General features: G+C 74.8%; 16 protein-coding genes. 12 read left to right on the top strand and 4 right to left on the bottom strand.

Features of this window, described 5'->3' with window-relative positions; genetic code table 11:
- Window positions 1-506 precede the first annotated feature (506 nt).
- From CLV72_RS19340 to CLV72_RS19320, 5 genes are all read left to right on the top strand, one after another.
- Window positions 507-2237, top strand: coding sequence for a PTS system mannose/fructose/sorbose family transporter subunit IID (locus tag CLV72_RS19340; RefSeq protein ID WP_106248217.1), 1731 nt, complete (start codon window positions 507-509; stop codon window positions 2235-2237).
- Window positions 2238-2281: 44 nt separating this feature from the next.
- Window positions 2282-2674 carry a PTS sugar transporter subunit IIA gene (locus CLV72_RS19335; protein ID WP_245930321.1) on the top strand — a complete coding sequence of 131 codons (393 nt, stop codon included), beginning with the start codon at window positions 2282-2284 and terminating at the stop codon, window positions 2672-2674.
- Window positions 2675-2721: 47 nt separating this feature from the next.
- Window positions 2722-3207: a PTS sugar transporter subunit IIB gene (locus CLV72_RS19330; RefSeq protein ID WP_106248212.1), complete on the top strand. Its 486-nt coding sequence runs from the start codon at window positions 2722-2724 to the stop codon at window positions 3205-3207.
- Entirely contained in the window at window positions 3204-4283 is a 1080-nt protein-coding gene (locus CLV72_RS19325; RefSeq protein ID WP_106248210.1) for an SIS domain-containing protein, read from the top strand. The genes CLV72_RS19330 and CLV72_RS19325 overlap by 4 nt, the downstream gene beginning before the upstream one ends.
- 357 nt (window positions 4284-4640) lie before the next feature.
- The gene (locus tag CLV72_RS19320) at window positions 4641-5888 is read left to right on the top strand and encodes an N-acetylglucosamine-6-phosphate deacetylase (RefSeq protein ID WP_106248207.1); all 1248 of its coding nucleotides are present in this window, start codon (window positions 4641-4643) and stop codon (window positions 5886-5888) included.
- Window positions 5889-6399: 511 nt separating this feature from the next.
- Here CLV72_RS19320 and CLV72_RS19315 read toward each other — a convergent pair.
- Window positions 6400-7221 carry a helix-turn-helix domain-containing protein gene (locus tag CLV72_RS19315; protein ID WP_106248205.1) on the bottom strand — a complete coding sequence of 274 codons (822 nt, stop codon included), beginning with the start codon at window positions 7219-7221 and terminating at the stop codon, window positions 6400-6402.
- A gap of 132 nt (window positions 7222-7353) precedes the next feature.
- Here CLV72_RS19315 and CLV72_RS32885 point away from each other — a divergent pair, with 132 nt between their 5' ends.
- Together CLV72_RS32885 and CLV72_RS19305 are read left to right on the top strand one after the other, a co-directional pair.
- Complete coding sequence (locus CLV72_RS32885) at window positions 7354-7713, top strand: sulfotransferase (RefSeq protein ID WP_245930308.1); 360 nt, start codon at window positions 7354-7356, stop codon at window positions 7711-7713.
- 99 nt (window positions 7714-7812) lie between these two features.
- Window positions 7813-9375 (top strand): substrate-binding domain-containing protein, encoded by a 1563-nt coding sequence (locus CLV72_RS19305; RefSeq protein WP_106248512.1) that lies wholly within the window; start codon window positions 7813-7815, stop codon window positions 9373-9375.
- A gap of 12 nt (window positions 9376-9387) precedes the next feature.
- On the opposite strand, the gene CLV72_RS19300 is transcribed toward CLV72_RS19305, so the two are convergent.
- A complete protein-coding gene (locus CLV72_RS19300; protein WP_211302961.1) occupies window positions 9388-11046 on the bottom strand; it encodes a DUF885 domain-containing protein in 1659 nt (552 codons plus the stop codon).
- A gap of 113 nt (window positions 11047-11159) precedes the next feature.
- Here CLV72_RS19300 and CLV72_RS19295 point away from each other — a divergent pair, with 113 nt between their 5' ends.
- From CLV72_RS19295 to CLV72_RS19275, 5 genes are all read left to right on the top strand, one after another.
- The gene (locus CLV72_RS19295; RefSeq protein WP_106248202.1) at window positions 11160-11597 is read left to right on the top strand and encodes a hypothetical protein; all 438 of its coding nucleotides are present in this window, start codon (window positions 11160-11162) and stop codon (window positions 11595-11597) included.
- Window positions 11598-12117: 520 nt separating this feature from the next.
- Window positions 12118-12945 (top strand): AfsR/SARP family transcriptional regulator, encoded by an 828-nt coding sequence (locus CLV72_RS19290; protein WP_211302960.1) that lies wholly within the window; start codon window positions 12118-12120, stop codon window positions 12943-12945.
- Window positions 12946-13180: 235 nt separating this feature from the next.
- Window positions 13181-13699, top strand: a complete 519-nt coding sequence (locus CLV72_RS19285; protein ID WP_106248197.1) for a hypothetical protein — start codon at window positions 13181-13183, stop codon at window positions 13697-13699.
- A gap of 30 nt (window positions 13700-13729) precedes the next feature.
- Window positions 13730-14965 (top strand): sensor histidine kinase, encoded by a 1236-nt coding sequence (locus tag CLV72_RS19280; RefSeq protein ID WP_106248195.1) that lies wholly within the window; start codon window positions 13730-13732, stop codon window positions 14963-14965.
- A 9-nt stretch (window positions 14966-14974) separates the two neighbouring features.
- Window positions 14975-15667 carry a response regulator gene (locus CLV72_RS19275; protein WP_106248192.1) on the top strand — a complete coding sequence of 231 codons (693 nt, stop codon included), beginning with the start codon at window positions 14975-14977 and terminating at the stop codon, window positions 15665-15667.
- A gap of 21 nt (window positions 15668-15688) precedes the next feature.
- On the opposite strand, the gene CLV72_RS19270 is transcribed toward CLV72_RS19275, so the two are convergent.
- Window positions 15689-16201, bottom strand: coding sequence for a methyltransferase family protein (locus CLV72_RS19270; protein ID WP_106248190.1), 513 nt, complete (start codon window positions 16199-16201; stop codon window positions 15689-15691).
- Window positions 16202-16253: 52 nt separating this feature from the next.
- Window positions 16254-17066 (bottom strand): TetR/AcrR family transcriptional regulator, encoded by an 813-nt coding sequence (locus CLV72_RS19265; RefSeq protein ID WP_106248187.1) that lies wholly within the window; start codon window positions 17064-17066, stop codon window positions 16254-16256.
- Window positions 17067-17377: the final 311 nt, after the last annotated feature.

The raw sequence follows: 17377 nt of genomic DNA, 5'->3' as shown, positions 1-17377 counted from the left end.
AGGTGCGAGGCTCGGGGGGCGGCTTGGCCTTGTCGGGGTGGTTTGCCCCCTGGTGGGGCGGGGCCTGAGACGGGTGGGGCCGATGACGTGGGCGGGGCCGGGGCCCATGGCGGGGCGGGCCCGGGGAAGCCGCGATCCGGACGGGGCGAGTGCCCGCACACCACCCGGCCGAGGCACCCCGACGCGCCCCCGCACCACCGAACGGACGGTGAGCCACCCGCGCGCCGTGACCGGTGTCTGGCCCACCGACCCCAGGTGACGAGCAGGTAACGCACGTTTAACCGAGCAATCGAGCAAAAATGAGCATCTCTCTTGCTCGATCGTGGCGGGAGCGCGTAGCCTCCCGTCAACGATCTTCGGATGGCCAGGTCACGGGGCTGCCCCCTGCCCGTGGTCACCCTTCGTGACGGTCCGCCGGTGGCGGCACGGTCCCCCTGCCCGGCGCGGCGCGCCGGGTGCGGCCGCAACGGCGTACCGCCGGACCGTCCGAGTGAAAGGTGGGTCAGATGACCCTGGGGCAAGTCCTCCTGCTCGCGTTCATCGCGGGCTTCGCGTACTTCAGCCGCCGCTTCATGGGCGACCTGTTCCTGGAGCGCGCGATCGTGCTCGGGCCGCTGACCGGCCTCGTACTGGGCGACCTCGCCACCGGACTCGCCGTCGGCGCCGCCCTCGAACTGATCTTCATCGGCGCGGCCGACGTCGGCGGCTCCGTACCGCCCAACCTGCCGATCGGCAGCGTGCTCGGCACCGCGTTCGCCATCACCGCCGGGCTCTCACCGGAGCAGGCGATGGTGGTGGCGGTGCCCGCCGCCCTCCTCGGCGCTTTCGGCGAACTCATCGCCAAGGCGGTGAGCACGGTCTTCGTCACAGCGGCCGAACGCTATGCCGACCGAGGAAGCGGACGGGGGGTGGCCGCCATGGTGCACCTGGGCAACTTCGTGCACTTCCTGTGCATCGCGGTGCCCGCCTTCCTCGGTCTGCAGCTGGGCACCACGGCGGTGCAGCACCTCAGCGCGGCCATCGAGGGGCCGCTGCAGAACGGCCTGATGGTGGCCGGAGCGGTACTGCCCGCGCTCGGCTTCGCGCTGCTGCTCAACACCCTGTCCACCAAGATGCTGATGCCCTTCTTCTTCATCGGCTTCCTGCTGGCCGCCTACACCAGCTTCGGCGTGCTGGGCGTCGCCGCGCTCGGCTTCATGATCGCGGCCGTGTGGATCTTCCAGAAGGGCGGCGTCCAGCTGGTGCACCGCGGCGACGGTGACCAGGCCGAGGCCGCCACCTACAGCCGCCGCGACCAGCGCCGGCTGTTCTGGCGGTCCTTCGCGGTCCAGTCGGCCTTCAGCTTCGACCGCATGCAGGCCATGGGCTTCACCTGGGCGCTGCTGCCGTTCCTGCGCCGGCTCTACCCGGACCGGGAGCGCTTCGGAGCCGCACTCCGCCGCCACCTGGTGTTCTTCAACAGCCACGCCTGGCTGCCCGGCCCCATCCTGGCGCTGGTGAGCGACCTGGAGGCCCAGCACGCCGCGATCACCGCCCCGGCCGCCGCCGAGGCCCGCACCGCTACGGCGGCGGCGTCCGACGCGCCGTCCGCCACCGTCACCGCGACGGCCGTCGAACCCGCGCCCACCCGCACCGATACCACCGACGACCTGGCCGGACTCGACGCCGAGGAGCGCGCCGAGCGCGAGCACAACAGCGTGCAGACCATCCAGGGCGTCAAGGGCAGCCTGATGGGCCCGCTGGCCGGCATCGGCGACGCCGCCTTCCACGGCACCCTGCGCCCGCTGTTCAGCGGCATCAGCGCCTCGCTGGCCCTCCAGGGCAATGTGCTCGCACCGCTGGTCTTCCTCATCCCGGTGAACGTCGTGCACGTGGTGATCCGCTGGGTCTCGCTCAGCTACGGCTTCCGGCTCGGCCGGCGGCTGTTCGAGCGGATCGACCAGACCGCGATCAAGCGGCTGATGGAGGGCGCCTCCATCGCCGGCCTGATGGGCGTCGGCGCGCTCGTCGGCACCTGGCTGTCCATCGACACCCCGCTCCAGTACACGCAGGGCGAGTCCGTGGTCAGCCTCCAGGACATGCTCGACCAGGTCATGCCGAAGATCATCCCGCTCGGCATCACGCTGCTGGCCTTCTGGGGCATCCGCCGCCGGGTGAACGCGATGCTCGTGCTGCTGGTGCTGGCCGTCGTCGGCTTCGGCCTCGGCGCCCTGGGCGTGCTGCACACCGGCGGCTGACGGCGGACACACAGGACACGGAGAACACGGAGGACGCCTTGGAGATGGTCGCGGTAGTGGTGGCCGGGCACGGCCGCTCGGCCTCGGGCCTGCTGTCGGCGGTGGAGGTGATCGTCGGCCCGCAGCAGGCGAGCGCCGCGCTGGACCTGGAGGAGGGCGAGGCGCCCGAGGGCTTCGGCGCCCGGCTGCGCGAGACGGCCGCCGCGCTGGACGGCGGCGAGGGCGTGCTGGTGCTGGCCGACCTGCCCGGCGCCACCCCCTTCACCTCGGCGGCCCGGCTGACCCGGGAGCTGCCCGGCCTGGCCGTCGTCGCGGGGGTGAACGTGCCGATGCTGCTCGAAGTGCTGACCCGCCGCGCCGGGACGGCCCTGGCCGAGCTGGCCGAACTGGCCGAGGGCGCCGGACGTCAGGGCGTCGTGCGCTGGTCGGCGGGCTGAGGCCCGCCGCACCGGCGGAAACCAAGACAGCGAACGGAGGGAACGGGATGGAACTCGTACTGGTACGGGTGGACCACCGCCTGGTCCACGGCCAGGTCACGATGGGGTGGACCCGCAGTGTCGCCGCCGACGTGATCATCGTGGCCAACGACCGCGTGGCCGGCGACGCCTTCGAGAAGAGCCTGGTCACCATGGCCGTGCCGCACGGCGTCGGCATCGAGATCTGGACGGTGGCCGAGGCCGCGCGCCGGCTGGGCTCGGGTGCCGAACTGCCCGAGGGGCGCGCCCTGCTGCTGGTCTCCAACCCGGTCGACCTGCTCACCCTGGTCGACGGCGGGCTGAAGCTGACGGAGGTGAACATCGGCGGCGTGCGCTCCCCGGGCGCGAAGATCAAGCTCACCAAGGAGGTGCACGCCACCGACGCCGAGATCCAGGCGTGGAAGCGGCTGGCCGAGCACGGTCTGGAGCTGTCGGTGCAGTGGCTGCCCGGCCAGCGCCGCAACTCGCTGAACGCCGAGGTGCTGAAGCGATGAGCGGCGTCCACATGCGCGCGGGCGTCGAGGCCGTCCCCGAGGTGCTGGCCGAAGCGGGCGAGCGCCCCGAGGACGCGCGGACCGCGGCGGCCGTCCTGGCCGGGGCTTCAGCGGTCGACCTGGTCGGCTGCGGCTCCTCGCTGTTCGCGGCCGCGGTCCTCGGCTACGCCTTCGACGCCGCCGGGCTGCGCTCCCGGGTGACCGAGGCGTACGAGTACGCCGGCTACCCGCCGCCGGCCGGGCCCGCCGACGCGCTCATCGCGATCTCCCACACCGGGCGCACGCCCGACGTGGTCGCCGCGGCGCGCGCCGCCGCCGCGGCCGGGCGGCCCGTCATCGCCATCACCGACGACGGCGCCTCGCCGCTGGCCGCCGCGGCCGGGTACGCCCTGGTCGACGAGCGCGGCATGGAGTCGGCGCTGCCCAAGACCCGCAGCTACGTCAGCACCCTGGTGCGCGGGCTGCGGCTGGCCCGCGAGCTCGCCGCGCTGCGCGGCGCCGCGGCGCCGGGCCTGGACGCGCTCGCCGAGCCCGCCGGGCATGTCGGCGCGCTGCTCGCCGCCGCCTGGCCGCAGGCCGCCGACCTGGCCGACCGCTGGGCCGACGCGCCCCGCTACGTCGTCGTCGGCGCGGGTCCCGAGCACGCCACCGCCCTGGAAGGCGCCCTGAAGATCACCGAGGCCGCCTCCGTGTACGCCGTCGGCTGGCAGATCGAGGAGGCGGCGCACGGCACCTGGGTGAGCACCCGGGCGGGCGAACTCGCGATCGTGCTGGCCGTCGGGGAGCGCGACCGCGACGCCGTCCGCCGCACCCTGGCCGGGCTGCGCGCCATCGGCGCCGCCACCTGGGTCATCGGGGACGACGAGGAGGCCCTGGCCGCCGCCGACGCCGCCACCCGGCTGCCCGCCCTGCCCGCGCCGGTCATGCCGCTGCTCACCGCGCTGCCGCTGTACTGCTTCGCGCACCAGCTGGCACTGGGCCGCGGCCTGGACCCCGACGTGATGCGCCAGGACGAGCCCCGGTACCGCGAGGCGCGGACGGTGATGCGGCGCTCGATCAGCACGGCGGCGAATTGAGGGCAGCCCGGTCCGGCCAGACCGGTCCTAGGCGGAGCGGTCCAAGGCGGGGCCCTTCGGGTGGTGCCGCCCGTCTCGGGCCCCGCCCCTCCAGGGGGCAAACCACCCCAACAAGGCCAAGCCGCGCCCCGAGCCTCGCAGCTGTCAAGCCCTCCGGGCCGGCCCGGCACGGAAACTGTGGACAACCGGCCCGATCGGCGCCGTCCTGTCCACAGGCCGGGCTCGCCCACTTGCGTCTGGCGTATCGGGCGTCGTCACCGGCCGACCGGGCCGGCGCGGGCGGCCCAGGACGCGTCACGGCCAGGCCGTTGTGACCGTGCCGTCGTCGGCCGGAGGCACCTGAGAGGAGTGGAGGGCATGGGAACGGGCGCCGGGCCGCTGCGGCTGGCCGGGGGGAGGGTGCTGCTGCCCGATGGCCGGTTGACACAGCGCGACCTGGTGCTCGACGGCGGCACCGTGCACGCGGTGCTGCCGCCGGGAGCGCCCGCACCGCCTCTCGGCGCGGAGCGGGCGCGCCGAGAGGGGCCGGGGGAGGCGACCCCGGCGGACCTCGACGGAACCGGCGGTCCTGCCGAGACGCGGTGGGACGTGTCCGGTCAAGTGGTGGCGCCCGGATTCATCGACACCCATGTGCACGGCGCGCTCGGGCACAGCTTTATGGCGCCCGACCCTGACGGGCTCGCCGCGATCGGCGGGCACCTCGCCCGGCACGGCGTGACGGCGTGCGTCGCGACCACGGTCAGCGCCGCCCCGGACGCGCTGGCGGCGGCGGTGCGCGGCCTGGCCGCGGCGGGCGGGCGCCTCGGCGGCTGCGGCGTCCACCTGCTCGGCCTGCACCTGGAGGGGCCGTTCATCAGCCCGCAGGCGCGGGGCGTGCACCCGGCCGAGCGGCTGCGCACCGCGACCGCCGCCGAGATCCACCGGCTGCACGCCGCCGCGGGCGGCGCGCTGCGCACCGTCACGCTCGCCCCCGAGCTGCCCGGCGGTGCCGAGGCCGTGGCCGTCCTAGCGGAGCTGGGGGTCTCCGCCTCGCTCGGCCACTCCACCGCGGGCTACGAGCAGGCCAGGCGCGCCTTCGACGCGGGCGTGCGCCGGGTCACCCACTGCTTCAACGCGCTGCCGCCCATCGACCGGCACGCGCCCGGCGCGGTGACCGCGGCCCTGGTGGACGAGCGGGTGCGGGTGGAGGTGATCGCCGACGGGCGGCACGTCGCCGCCCCGCTGCTGCGCTTCCTGCACGACGCCGTGGGGCCGGACCGGATGATGGCCGTCAGCGACGGCAGCGACGTGTCCGGGCTGCCCGACGGCGCGCACCGTCGCTGGGAGGGCACCGAGGTGAGCGTGCGGGGCGGCGAGATCACCGCGGCGGGCGGCGGCCCGGCGGGCGGCGGCCGCGCCCTGGACCACGCCGTCGCCACCCTGGTCGGCGCCGGGGTGCCGCTCGCCGCGGCCCTGCGCACCGCCTCGGCCACCCCGGCCGCGCAGCTCGGCGCGGCCGCCAAGGGCAGGATCGCCCCGGGCGCCGACGCCGACCTGGTCGTCCTGGACCCCGACCTGTCGGTGGCCGCGACCGTCATCGGCGGCCGGATCGTCTACCGCCGCTGACCGGGTCCCGCACGCGTGGGGCCGTCAGGGCACGCTGCGTCCGGGCCGCTTCGTCCAGGGCGGCCCCACCCAGGCCCCGCCCCTCCAGGGGGCAGACCACCCCAACAAGGACAAGCCCGCGCCCCGAGCCTCGCAGCCGTCAAGGGGGCTGGGCGGGTCTCAGTGGAAATCTGTGGACAACCCGGCCGGGCCGGCGCCGGGCCGTCCACAGCCGTGCTCGCGGGGCTTGCGCTCGGGTGGCTTCCGGCCCTGGCCGACCGCGGGTTGCCGGGTCCGCCCCCTGGCCGACGGCGGGTCAGCGGGTTCGCCCGGCAGGGGCCGGTCACCGGACCGGCCCCTGCCGACGGCAGAGCATCGGATCCGGCCGAAGCCGACGGTGGGGCACCAGGCGCGGCCCTCGCCAACGGCGGGTCCTCGGGCCGGGTCCCCGCCGACACCGGGTCACCGCCCCCGACCCAGCCCGCGGATCACCAGGTGAGGGCCGGGCCGACCCCCTCCGGCGGCCCGGCCCTCACGCGTCGGCGCCGTCCGGGTAGCGGTCGGTGAGCAGCGGCGCTGTCGGGGTGAGCGGCAGTGCAGCGGCGATGATGCGGTCCATCAGCATCTCGCAGTGGCCGATGCCCTCGTCGTCGCTGATCAGGGTGCCGCCGAGGGCGTGGAAGGCGTAGACGAGCCGGGGGCGGCCGGTGAAGGTCATCACCCGGAAGCCGGGCGACAGGCCGGGATGGTTGGGGGTGGCCTCGGGGATGATGCCCAGTTCGACGCTGCCCGAGGCGATCCGCGCCGCCAGCGCGTCGCGCTGCGCGTTGAGCACCTCGGGGCCGCCGAAGGGGCGCAGCAGCGCCGTCTCGTTCAGCACCACCCGCAGGGTGGGGGCGTCCGGTCCGGCCAGCGCGGCGCCGCGCCGCACCTCCTCGCGCACCCACTCCTCGACGGTCTCGGCCGGGGTGCCCGGGTGCGACGGGCCCAGCACGGCACGCGAGTAGTCGGCGGTGCGCAGGTAGACCGGCACCGTCATGGACTGGTGCTCCCAGATGTGGTCGGCATGCACCTCAAGCGCGGCGAGGTCGTCGAAGCGGCGCGGGAATGCCTCGTCCTGCACGGTTCCGGCCCACGCCTCGGTGAGGGCGCCGTCCGCGTCGAGGGCGGTGTCCAGCTGCTCGACCAGCGAGCGCGACGGGCGGCGGTGCGCCCGTTCGACCGAGGCGATCGACTCGGCGGACTCGCCGACGAGGTCGCCCAGGCCGCCGACGGTGAGCCCCGCCTCGGTGCGCGCGTCGGCGAGGCGCGCACCGAAGCACATCCACAGGGCCGAGGGCAGCGTCTGGCTCACACTCCTATCCTTGCGCACCCGGCCGCCGCTGTCCCGCCGAGTACGCGAACCGGCCCGGTCCACGGGCACCGGCCGGGCGCCCGCACCTCCCACCCCGATGCAAGGCGCCGGTGACGCGGGCGCCGCTCCGGGATGTGGACGGCCCACTTCGGCGTCCGGGCCGGCCTGTCGCCCGACGAGCGCACCGCCGAAGTGCGCGCGGCACTGCCGCCGAACCGGCTGGTGCACCGGACGGGTGAGGGCTGGGAGCGGCTGTGCGCCACCTGCGGCGCGGCCGTGCCCGCCGAAGGCTTCCCTCCGCCTCAACGACACCGAGGCGATGCGGCGGCCTGTAGGAGCGGATGCGGTTCGGTGCGGTCCCCGCGATCCCGCGCGGCCACCCGGCGCGACCACGCGCGACCGCGGCCCGGCGGCGCGGTTTCCGCGCGTTCCGGTGACCGCGGCGGCCGGACCGAAAAGGGCCCGGTCACCGGCGCCGAACCGTTCCGGTGAACATCTGCCGAATGCTCGACGTCGCCCCGCATCCGGTGCGTTATGTCCGCCGTATATTCATCCGTCCCTATTGATCCGCGGGTCGGAATGGGTGCGGTCTTGGACGAATACCCCTGGAACATCATTCTGACGGTCGTCGGTGTGCTGGTCCCGATCGGCGCGTTCCTCTACGAGTTCGTATTCGTCGGCCGCAAGCGGCTGGGCTACCGGGTGCAGATGGACACCACCGCCGCCGACGACGTCGCCGCCCGCACCTCCGCGGACGGTTGGCAGTTGCTGCGCCGCGCCAACGGGGAGCGCCCCGAGCCGCTGGTCAACCCCTCATTCGTGCTGCTGCGGATCGAGAACGACGGCACCAGCCACATCAACTCCTCCGACTACGCCGTGCTGCCCGGCAACAAGGTCGGCGTCCGCGTCAGATTCCCGGGGCGCCGGGTGGCCGGGCTGGTCGTCACAGAGGTCAGTGACGAATTCCTGCACGAATCCTTCGATGCGGAATCCGGGCTCGCCGTTTCCGAAGGCGAGGACGAGATCTGCCTTCCCAAAGTGCCGCTCAACCCCGGCCTGCACTACAAGGTCCTGGTGGTGCTGGAGAGCACCGACCGCACGGTCGACGGCCGCGCCAAGCCCTTCGCGGAACCGGTGTTCATCGGCGGCATCATCGGCGGCGTCGGCAGCGGCGGGATGAGCGAGACCGAGAGCCGCACCCGCACGTCCGGACCGGTGATGGCGCTGATCGCCTTCCTCGTCGTGATCATCGTCGCCCAGTTCGGCGTCGGCTACGTCTTCGGTGAGCAGGCCGACCCGATGGACTGCTACCAGGGGCGGCTCACCCTGGTGGGCTCGACGGCCTTCCGGCCGGTGCTGGCCGAGGCGGCCGACGCCTACATGCGGACCTGCCCGGGCGCCGAGATCCTCACCGACACCGAGGGCAGCGACCACGGCGTCCGCGAGCTGAACGACTCGCAGAGCACCGAGATGGTGGCCTTCTCCGACGGAGCGAAGCCCGACGGCCTGCCCATGCTGGTGGAGCGGCCGGTCGCCTTCATGCTGTTCACCCCCGTCGTCAACGCGGAGGCGGGCGTGCGGGAGCTGTCGCTGGAGCAGCTCAGGGACGTCTTCACCGGTGAGTACGGCAACTGGGAGGAGCTGGGCGGCGCCGACGTGCCGGTCCGCCTGGTGGGGCGCTACGCCGACTCCGGCACCCGCGGCGTCTTCGAGCAGCGCGTCCTTCGGCTGCGCGAGGGCGGCACGAACTCCGAGGACTGCACGACCCTCGCCCCCAACGCGGAGCCGGGCGTCGTCCGCTGCGAGCGCTCGTCCACCGACGACCTCCTGGACGCGGTCGCGCAGACGCCGGGCGCCATCGGCTACAGCGAACTCGGCGCGGTGAACGCCCGCGCCGACGTGCTGCCCGTGCAGATCGACGGCGTCACCGCGAGCGTCGCCGAGGCCGACGCCGGAGCCTACCCCTACTGGGAGACCGAGTACGCCTACACCTACGGCACGCCCGACGCCCAGTCGCTCACCGCCGCCTTCCTGCGCTACCTGACGGCCGAGGTCGGCGTCGACGTGATGCGCTCCCTCGGCCACCACCCGTGCGGGGCGCTGAGCAGCCCGGTGCTGTGCCGCCCGGAGACGGACCCGGCCGACGACGCCTGAGCGGCGGGTCGGCTACCGGGCCGCCGCCCGCTCGCGGGTCCAGTCGGCGAGCACGCCGTCCAGGACGGGCATGGGCAGCGGGCCGCTGCCGAGGACGGTGTCGTGGAAGGCGCGGATGTCGAAGGCGGCGCCGAGTTCGGCCTCGGCGCGGGCGCGCAGCCGCTGGATCTCCAGCCGACCGACCATGTACGACAGGGCCTGCCCCGGCGACTCGATGTAGCGGTCGGTCTCCTGCTGCACCTCCACCTCGGGCATGACGGTGTTCGCGCGCAGGTACTCCACCACCTGCCGGCGGCTCCAGCCGAGCGCGTGCAGGCCGGTGTCCACGACCAGCCGGGCGGCGCGCATCGTCTCCAGGGCCAGCATGCCGAGCCGGGCGACGTCGTCGGAGTACAGGCCCATCTCCTCGGCCAGCCGCTCGGAGTACAGCGCCCAGCCCTCCATGTAGGCGTTCACCCAGGCGGCGCGGCGCAGCGGGTGCACTCCGGTCAGCTCCTGGGTGAGCGAGATCTGCATGTGGTGGCCGGGGACGCCTTCGTGGAAGGCGTTGGCCTCGGCGGGTGAGCGGTCGCGCTCGGTGGCCAGGTAGGTGTTGGCGTAGTAGGTGCCCGGGCGGGAGCCGTCGGGCGCGCCCGGCAGGTAGGCGGCCGCCGACGACTCGGGCGCCTCGGCGGGCGGGGTGGCCGCCACCGCCACGGGCCGCGACGGCAGCCGCCCGAACCAGTCGGGCGCGGCGCGCTCGGCGCGTGCGATGGCGGCGCGGGCGGTGGCCAGCACCTCTTCGGCGCCCGGCCACAGCAGGGTGCGGTCGGCGCGGATCCGCCGCCGCGTCTCGGCCCCGTCGGCGGCGCCGTAGCGGCGTGCGCCGATCGCGGCGAACTCGTCGTCCAGCCGCTCCATCAGCTCCAGGCCGGTGCGGTGCAGCTCCTCGGGGCTGTGCCCGGTGGTGGTGTGGGTGCGGGCCAGCGCGGCGTAGACGGCGCCGCCGCCGGGCAGCGCGCACAGGCCGGGACGGTCGTCGGGGCGGCCGTGCGGCGCGATCTCCTCGGCCAGCACCGCCCGGTAGGCGGCGAAGGCGGGCCGCACCGCCCCTTCGAGCAGCCGGTCCCGCTCGGCGGCGGCCGTCGGGCTGAGCGGCGGGCGGCGCAGCGGGTCGTCGGCGGGCGCGGACAGGTGCCGGTCCAGGTAGGCGACGGCGTCGCGCACCCGCCGCGCCACCGGGGTGCGGCCCGCCGCCACGCCCTGGCGGTGCCGTTCGGCGGCCGCGGCGAGGTAGCCGGGGATCGCGGCCAGCCGGGTCAGGAAGGCGCGCTCGTGCCGCGGCTCCCCGACGGGGGTGAGCAGCGGCAGGTTGCTGAGCAGCTGGGTGAGGGGCGAGACGCTCAGGCCGCGCATGGTGAACTCCACCAGCCGCGCGTCGAGCCGGACCACGACCGCCTCGGCCTGCTGGCGGACGACCGCGAGGGTGAGCGCGTCGCCGGGCGGCGGCGCCGGGGCGGCGGCCTCGTCGGCCACCCGCCGCGCCCGCTCCCGCAGCAGCCGTTCGGCCTCCTCGCGGGGGTCGGCCAGCCGGTCCTGGTGGCCCGGCTGGTCCTGCAGCATCTCGTTCAGCGGCTCCTCGGCGGCGAGGACGTCGAGGAGTTCGTCGGCGAGTTCGGCCACGGTGCGCACGGCGCCATTGTGGCAGCGTCCGCGCCTGGCCGTATGGGGCCAAGAGCCCCCTGGACCGTGGCGGCCGCGGGGCGGCGTGTGGGAGCGTGCCGGTATGACCGACAGAAAGGCCGATGCCGCGTAGACGCCCCTCGGCCGTCCGCGCCGAGCCGCCGTGCCGCTCCCGGCGGCGGGAGCGGCAGGTCCCCGGTGCCTCGCCCCGGCTGCTGCGCGCGCTCGCCCGGCTCGAACGCGAGCGCGAGTGGCTGCGTCCGGGCCGCACCGCGCATCTGCTGGCCGCATGGGCGTCCTTCGCCCGCCTGCGCCACACCGAGGTGTACGTCGGCTGCGGAATCTCCCCGTGCTGCCTCGACCCCGCGGACCGCCCTGATCTCGAACGGGTGATCCGCGCGCTGCCCAGGGCGGCGGGCGCGGAGTTGCGCAGGCGCGTCGCCCCGCTGGACGCCGCCTATTTCGCCCGCTGCCTGACCGACCCTGGCCGACCGGGCGACGCCGACTGGTGGCGGCGGGTCCTGGACCCCGACCGGGGTGGGGGCCTCGACGCCCGGTAGACCGCCGTCGGCGGTGCGGGCGGCCGCGCCGCCGCCTGGCGCGGACCGGGCGGAGCGCGACAGCGGCCGCCTTTCCTGTCGCGGCGTGCGCCGCGACGCGTATCGGGCCTTGCGCGGCACAAGCCAGGGCGGAACGCTGTTGACCAAGGGGCTTCCCCCTACGGGCGCGCTCCGGCGGGTGCTTGCCCGCGGGCCCTCCCCGCCGGGCAGGCCGATCCGCCAGGCAGACCGCGCCATACCCGCCCCGGCCGACCCGCCCCGGCCGACCCGCCCCGGTCACCCCGCGCGCCGCTCCCACAGCGCCCCGAACGGTGTACGTGCGGGTGCCGGTGTACGACCCCGGTCGGACCCCGCGAATCCTCCTGGGCGCAGACGCGGCGGCGGCCCCTCGCGGCGCATTCTCGATAGCGGTGGGCGAGGCCCGCCGGGCGGCGCGTCCGGTGCCGTGACCAGGGGGATGAGGGCGTGAGGCGGCCGGTCCGCCCCGCGTCACGGGAGGCGTACACCAATGAGGTTCAACGTGCTCGGTCCGCTTGAGATCGTCACGGACGGCCATGGCACGCTGTCGGTCACCGCGGCGAAGTCGGGGCGGGTCCTCGCGCTGCTGCTGGTGCGGCGGCACGAGATCGTGGCGGTGGACACGCTGATCGGGGAGCTGTGGGGGGACCGCCCGCCGCGCAGCGCGCTGACCACGCTCCAGACGTACGTGTACCACGCGCGGCAGATGTTCGTGCGGGAGCTGGGCGTCCCGCTGATCAGGGACCTGCTGGTCACCCGCCCGCCCGGCTACCTGCTGCGGGTGGCCGACGAGCAGGTCGACGCGCGGGAGTTCGAGCTGCTGGTGGACCGGGGCCGCGCCGAGCTGGAGGGCGGCCGCCCGGCGGCCGCGCTGGACTCGCTGCGCCGGGCGCTGCGGCTGTGGCGCGGAGCGCCGTTCTGCAGCGTCGAGACGGGGGAGGTGCTGTCCGCGCACGCCACCCGGCTGGAGGAGCTGCGGCTGGGCGCCGTGCACCTGCGGATCGAGGCGGAGATGCGGCTGGGCCGCTACCGCGACCTGGTGCCCGACCTCCACCAGCTGGTGCGGGCCCATCCGCTCGACGAGGCGCTGCACGCCCGGCTGATCGAGGCGCTGTACCGCACCGGGCGGCGGGCCGACGCGCTGGCCGCCTACCAGCGGCTGTGGCGGCTGCTCGACGCCGAGTTGGGCGTGGAGCCGGGCCCGGAGCTGCGCGCGCTCCAGCAGAAGGTGCTGGGCGCGGCCGTGCGCCCGCCCCGGCAGCGCACGGGTCCGGCCGCGCCGCGGCCGGAGGCGCTCCGGGCGCGCGCCGCGGTTCCGGCCGTGCTGTGAGGCGGCGGCCGGGCCCGCACGCCCGGCCGCCGCTCCGGTCCGCATCCATCGGCATCAATCGTCATCTATCGGAATCAGTTCGGATTTCGACCGATATTCCGACTGGTCGAGAAATCGAACTCGACGGGTCCGGTGGTCGGCGGTCCGCCCTGGTCGGCCGGTCGTCATTATGACAATGTGGCGCCGACGGGCAGGCGGACGGGTATTCGGTGGTTCCATTCCGGGAGGAAGCATTATGAAGCGCGACAACGCCTCGATCGTGGACGTGTACGTCCTCACGGAGGACAGCGCCAAGCGGGTCGCACCCGGCATCCTGGTCGCGCCGAGCGCGGTCATCGTGCCCGATCCGCCGCGCGAGCTGCTGGACCGGTCCGAGGGCATGACCGTGCGGACCCTGCCCGAGGTGCCGGACCGCGCGGAGAAACTGCTGGTGGAGAAGGTGGAGGCGGCGCGCTTCGAGGGCGGGTTCGTCTCGTCGTTCTGCGCGCTGTACCTGCGGGACGCCTCCGCGTACGCGGTGCAGGTGCCCGCCGCGGGCCGCGGCGCGCTGGCCGAGGCCATCGAGCGGCACGAGGGCGACCTGTGGGAGGTATTCGCCGAACTCGGCTATCTGGTGGCCGGACGGCCGAGGTACGAGGGCCCGCAGGAATGGGAATGGCCTGAGGGGCTGGTGGCCGATTCCTTCGCGGAATTCGTCATCCAGACCTGCCGGCCGACGCCGATATGCAAGGGCGGGCCGGGGGACGGCGAATAAGCGTCCGCGCTGAACCCGCCGGAAGTCCCGATGTCCTCTCCGGACGCCGGCCGGCGCGCCGTTCCGTCGCCGATGGTGCAGGACGGCGCGCTCGCGCTGGCGGTTCTCGTTCCCGATCTGCTGTACTACTCGGCTCTCATCACGCCGGGGGCCACGGCCGGGCAGCGGCTGAGCATGCTCGGCCTGGCCTCCCTGGGCACGGCGGCGCTGCTGCTGCGCAGCCGCCGCCCGGTGGGGGTCTACCTCGCGGTGTGGGCCTACGCGACCGGCAGCGCGGTGCTGTCCCTGCTGGGCGCGGGTTTCTTCACTCCGTTCACCGCCCTGCTGGTCGCCCTGTACACGGTGGCCGTGGCGCGGCCGCTGTGGGCGGCGCTGGCGGCGCTGGCCGCCGCCGCGGTGCCGTGCCTGCTGTTCGTGGTCAACTCGCTGGTCGACGAGGCCGAGCCCGAGCAGCTGACCTCGGCCACGATCGGCCTGACGATCTTCTACGGCCTGCAGGCGGCCGGGGCGTGCGCGGTGGGCCGCTGGGTGCGGGTCACCCGCGCGGCGGCCGAGGTCGAGCGCCGGCGGCTGGCGGAGTCGCGCCAGGCGACGGCGCTGGAACGGGCCAGGATCGCCCGCGAGCTGCACGACATCGTCGCGCACGCCGTCACGGTGATGGTGCTCCAGGCCAGCGGCGCCCGGCGGGTGCTGGCCGCCGACCCGGCCCGCGCCGCCGACGCGCTCGGCCACATCGAGGACCTGGGCAAGTCCGCCATGACCGAGCTGCGGCGGATGCTGGTGGTGATGCGCGGACACGAGGTCCCGCAGCGCAGCCTGTCGATGAACCGGATCAGCGACCTGGACGAGTTGCTGGACGGCGTCCGCATGGCCGGCATCCAGGTGCGCCTGGAGGTCGTCGGCGAGCCGGTGCCGCTGCCGGAGAGCGTCGAGCTGACCGCCTACCGGCTGGTCCAGGAGGCCGTCACGAACATCACCAAGCACGCCGGCCCCGGCACCGCCGCCACCGTGCGGCTGGACTGGTCGGCCGGCTCCGCCCGGCTGCTGCGGATCGAGGTGGTCGACGACGGCAAGGGCGTCCCGCCGTCCAACCGGGCGTCGCTGTCCACCGGCCACGGCCTGCTCGGCCTGGCCGAGCGGGTGGCCGTCTTCGGCGGCCGGCTCGACGCCGCCCCGTACCGCACCGGCTACCGGGTGGCGGCCTCGCTGCCCGTGCTGGCCGACCCCGCGTCCCCGTCCCCCCGCCCCGCCCCACACAGGAAGTAGGCCCCTTCAGTGATCAGAGTGCTGCTCGCCGACGACCAGCCGCTCGTCCGCTCGGGGATCGCGATGATCCTGTCCGGCGAACCCGGTATCGAGGTGGTCGGCGAGGCCGGCGACGGCGAGGAGGCGGTCGAGCTGGCCGCTCGGCTGCAGCCCGACATCGTGCTGATGGACGTGCGGATGCCGGGCACCGACGGGGTGGCGGCCACCCGCCGGATCACCTCCGACGGCTTCGCCGAGGACGCCGACTCGCCGGTGAAGGTGCTCATCCTGACCACCTACAACGTGCACGAGGCCGTGTACGAGGCGCTGCGCTCGGGGGCGTCGGGCTTCCTGCTCAAGGACGCGGTGCCCGAGGAGCTGGTGCGCTCGGTTCGGGTGATCGCCGGGGGCGACGCGTGGCTGGATCCGGCGGTGACCTCCCGGCTGCTCAGCGAGTTCGCCTCCCGGCACGACACCCTGCGTCCGACGCCCGAGGAGATGGCCTGCCTGACCGCACGCGAGCGCGAGGTGCTGGTGCTGGTGGCCTACGGCCTGTCGAACAAGGAGATCGCCGGCCATCTGGTGATCGGCGAGGCGACGGTGAAGACCCACTTCGGCCGCATCCTGATGAAGCTCGGCCTGCGCGACCGGGCCCAGGCGGTGGCCGCCGCCTACCAGACCGGCCTGGTGCGGCCGGGGTCGGCGCCGCCCGCGCCGGTGTGAACCGGCGCGGGGCCGGCCTGGTCAGCGCGGCCGGACGCCGGGAGTCCACGGCCGCAGCCGCGGCCACCAGGCCGGTACGTGGGCGCGGTAGGCGGCGTACTCGCCGCCGAACTGCTCCGCCAGCTTGGGCTCCTCGTACCAGCGCACGAAGGCGGCGGCGACCGCCCACATCACGAGCGCGTAGCCGACCGGCCCGAGCTGGCCGAACAGCAGCGCCTGGCCCAGGACGACGGCGATCAGCGCGACGTACATGGGGTTGCGCACGTAGCGGTGGAAGCCCTCCACCACCAGTCTGCGGGTGGGCGCGGCCGGCACCGGGGTGCCCTCGGCGCGGGCGAAGGCGACGAACGCCCCGGCCAGGACGTACACCCCGGCGGCGATGAGCAGCGCGCCGAGGGCCTGCGCCGCCGCCCAGTAGGGCAGCGGCTCGCGGAACTCCCAGCCGGTGATCCACCACGGCACCAGGCCGGCGACGGTGCCGGGGCCCACCACGAAGAAGGCGGCGGTGCCGACGGCGGCTGCTGTCCTGCCCATGGCTGTGTCCTCTCTGTCGGTCGTGCGGGTGTGCTCGGGGCCGTGGGACGCGTCACCGGCCCCCGTCCTCGGCGGGACCGGGCAGCGCGGCGGCGCGCAGGAAGGCGTCGGCGAAGATCTGGACGGTGTCCTCCACCGGGGGCAGCGCGTCGCCGAGCACCGGCTCGATGGTCGGGCGCAGCAGCATGTGGATGGCCAGCGGCCCGAGCAGCTGCTGGATGAGCAGCGGGATCGGCCACGGCCGCAGCCGCCCGGCCGCCACCTGGGCGGCGAGCAGCGGCCCGAGGCTGCCGAGCATCCGGGGCAGGTTCTCGCGCAGCACCCGGGCGCCGGGGCCGTCGGGGCGGCTGAACACGTCGGCGAAGATCGCCGGGAGTACTCGGGGTTCGTGTTCGAAGAGCACCACCAGCGCCCGGTAGAGCTGTTCGACGGTGTCCTCGATGCGCTCGGGCGGGTCGGCGGCCAGCCGCTCCAGGTCGAGGACCGGGCCGTGGCGCTCGAACATGGCGCGCAGCAGGCCGTCGCGGCCGGCGAAGACGGTGTGCAGGGTGGGCAGCGAGCATTCGGCCGCCTCGGCCACGGCGTCCAGGGTGAGCGCGCCGATGCCGCGCTCGCCGATGAGCCGGGCCGCCGCCGCCATGGCGCGCTCGCGCACCGGCGGCCGCCCGCCGGGGTCGACCCCGGCGCGGCGCACGGCCGCGTCCAGCGGGGCCCGCGAGCCGCCGAGCCGCCGCAGCAGGGTGCTGCGGGACAGGCCCGCGGCGGCGGCGATCGCGGTGACGGGCACCTCGGCGACGTCGCTGCCGCGCTCGCGCGCCGCGGCGAGCGCCGCCTCGACCAGTTCGGTGGGGACGTCCGCTGTCATGACACTAGATACTACTTCACATATGAGCCTGTGTCATATGTCGAGTCTGGCTGTGTTCCAGTCGCGGCGGTCCGGCGCCGTCCGAGTCGGCGGGCGCGGTCCGGCATCACGGGCATTACGGGAGAACGGCTGGAAAAGGCTCGTCGGTGACGGTAGGGACGGGCGGACCAATCATGGTCTATTTGTATTTATCGGACAGCGGAGACCGTGTGTCGAACATGCACGGCTGTGCCTTATCGGACCGGTTTTCCGGTCCGCTGATCGACCTGCGGCAAAAGCAGTGGCTTTTCTCTTACGTCCGGGTGGCAGCA

Source organism: Allonocardiopsis opalescens (assembly GCF_003002095.1).
Lineage (GTDB): Bacteria > Actinomycetota > Actinomycetes > Streptosporangiales > Streptosporangiaceae > Allonocardiopsis > Allonocardiopsis opalescens.
The sequence above is the reverse complement of the archived record's forward strand: the minus strand, read 5'-3'. Positions and strand labels throughout refer to the sequence as shown.

What these genes read in the sequence shown, in the direction of transcription:
- CLV72_RS19340 (WP_106248217.1), top strand. Translation starts at nt 507, where the DNA reads ATGACCCTGGGGCAAGTCCTCCTGCTCGCGTTCATCGCGGGCTTCGCG.
- CLV72_RS19335 (WP_245930321.1), top strand. Translation starts at nt 2,282, where the DNA reads ATGGTCGCGGTAGTGGTGGCCGGGCACGGCCGCTCGGCCTCGGGCCTG.
- CLV72_RS19330 (WP_106248212.1), top strand. Translation starts at nt 2,722, where the DNA reads ATGGAACTCGTACTGGTACGGGTGGACCACCGCCTGGTCCACGGCCAG.
- CLV72_RS19325 (WP_106248210.1), top strand. Translation starts at nt 3,204, where the DNA reads ATGAGCGGCGTCCACATGCGCGCGGGCGTCGAGGCCGTCCCCGAGGTG.
- CLV72_RS19320 (WP_106248207.1), top strand. Translation starts at nt 4,641, where the DNA reads ATGGGAACGGGCGCCGGGCCGCTGCGGCTGGCCGGGGGGAGGGTGCTG.
- CLV72_RS32885 (WP_245930308.1), top strand. Translation starts at nt 7,354, where the DNA reads ATGTGGACGGCCCACTTCGGCGTCCGGGCCGGCCTGTCGCCCGACGAG.
- CLV72_RS19295 (WP_106248202.1), top strand. Translation starts at nt 11,160, where the DNA reads ATGCCGCGTAGACGCCCCTCGGCCGTCCGCGCCGAGCCGCCGTGCCGC.
- CLV72_RS19285 (WP_106248197.1), top strand. Translation starts at nt 13,181, where the DNA reads ATGAAGCGCGACAACGCCTCGATCGTGGACGTGTACGTCCTCACGGAG.
- CLV72_RS19280 (WP_106248195.1), top strand. Translation starts at nt 13,730, where the DNA reads ATGTCCTCTCCGGACGCCGGCCGGCGCGCCGTTCCGTCGCCGATGGTG.
- CLV72_RS19270 (WP_106248190.1), bottom strand. Translation starts at nt 16,201, where the DNA reads ATGGGCAGGACAGCAGCCGCCGTCGGCACCGCCGCCTTCTTCGTGGTG.
- CLV72_RS19265 (WP_106248187.1), bottom strand. Translation starts at nt 17,066, where the DNA reads ATGACAGCGGACGTCCCCACCGAACTGGTCGAGGCGGCGCTCGCCGCG.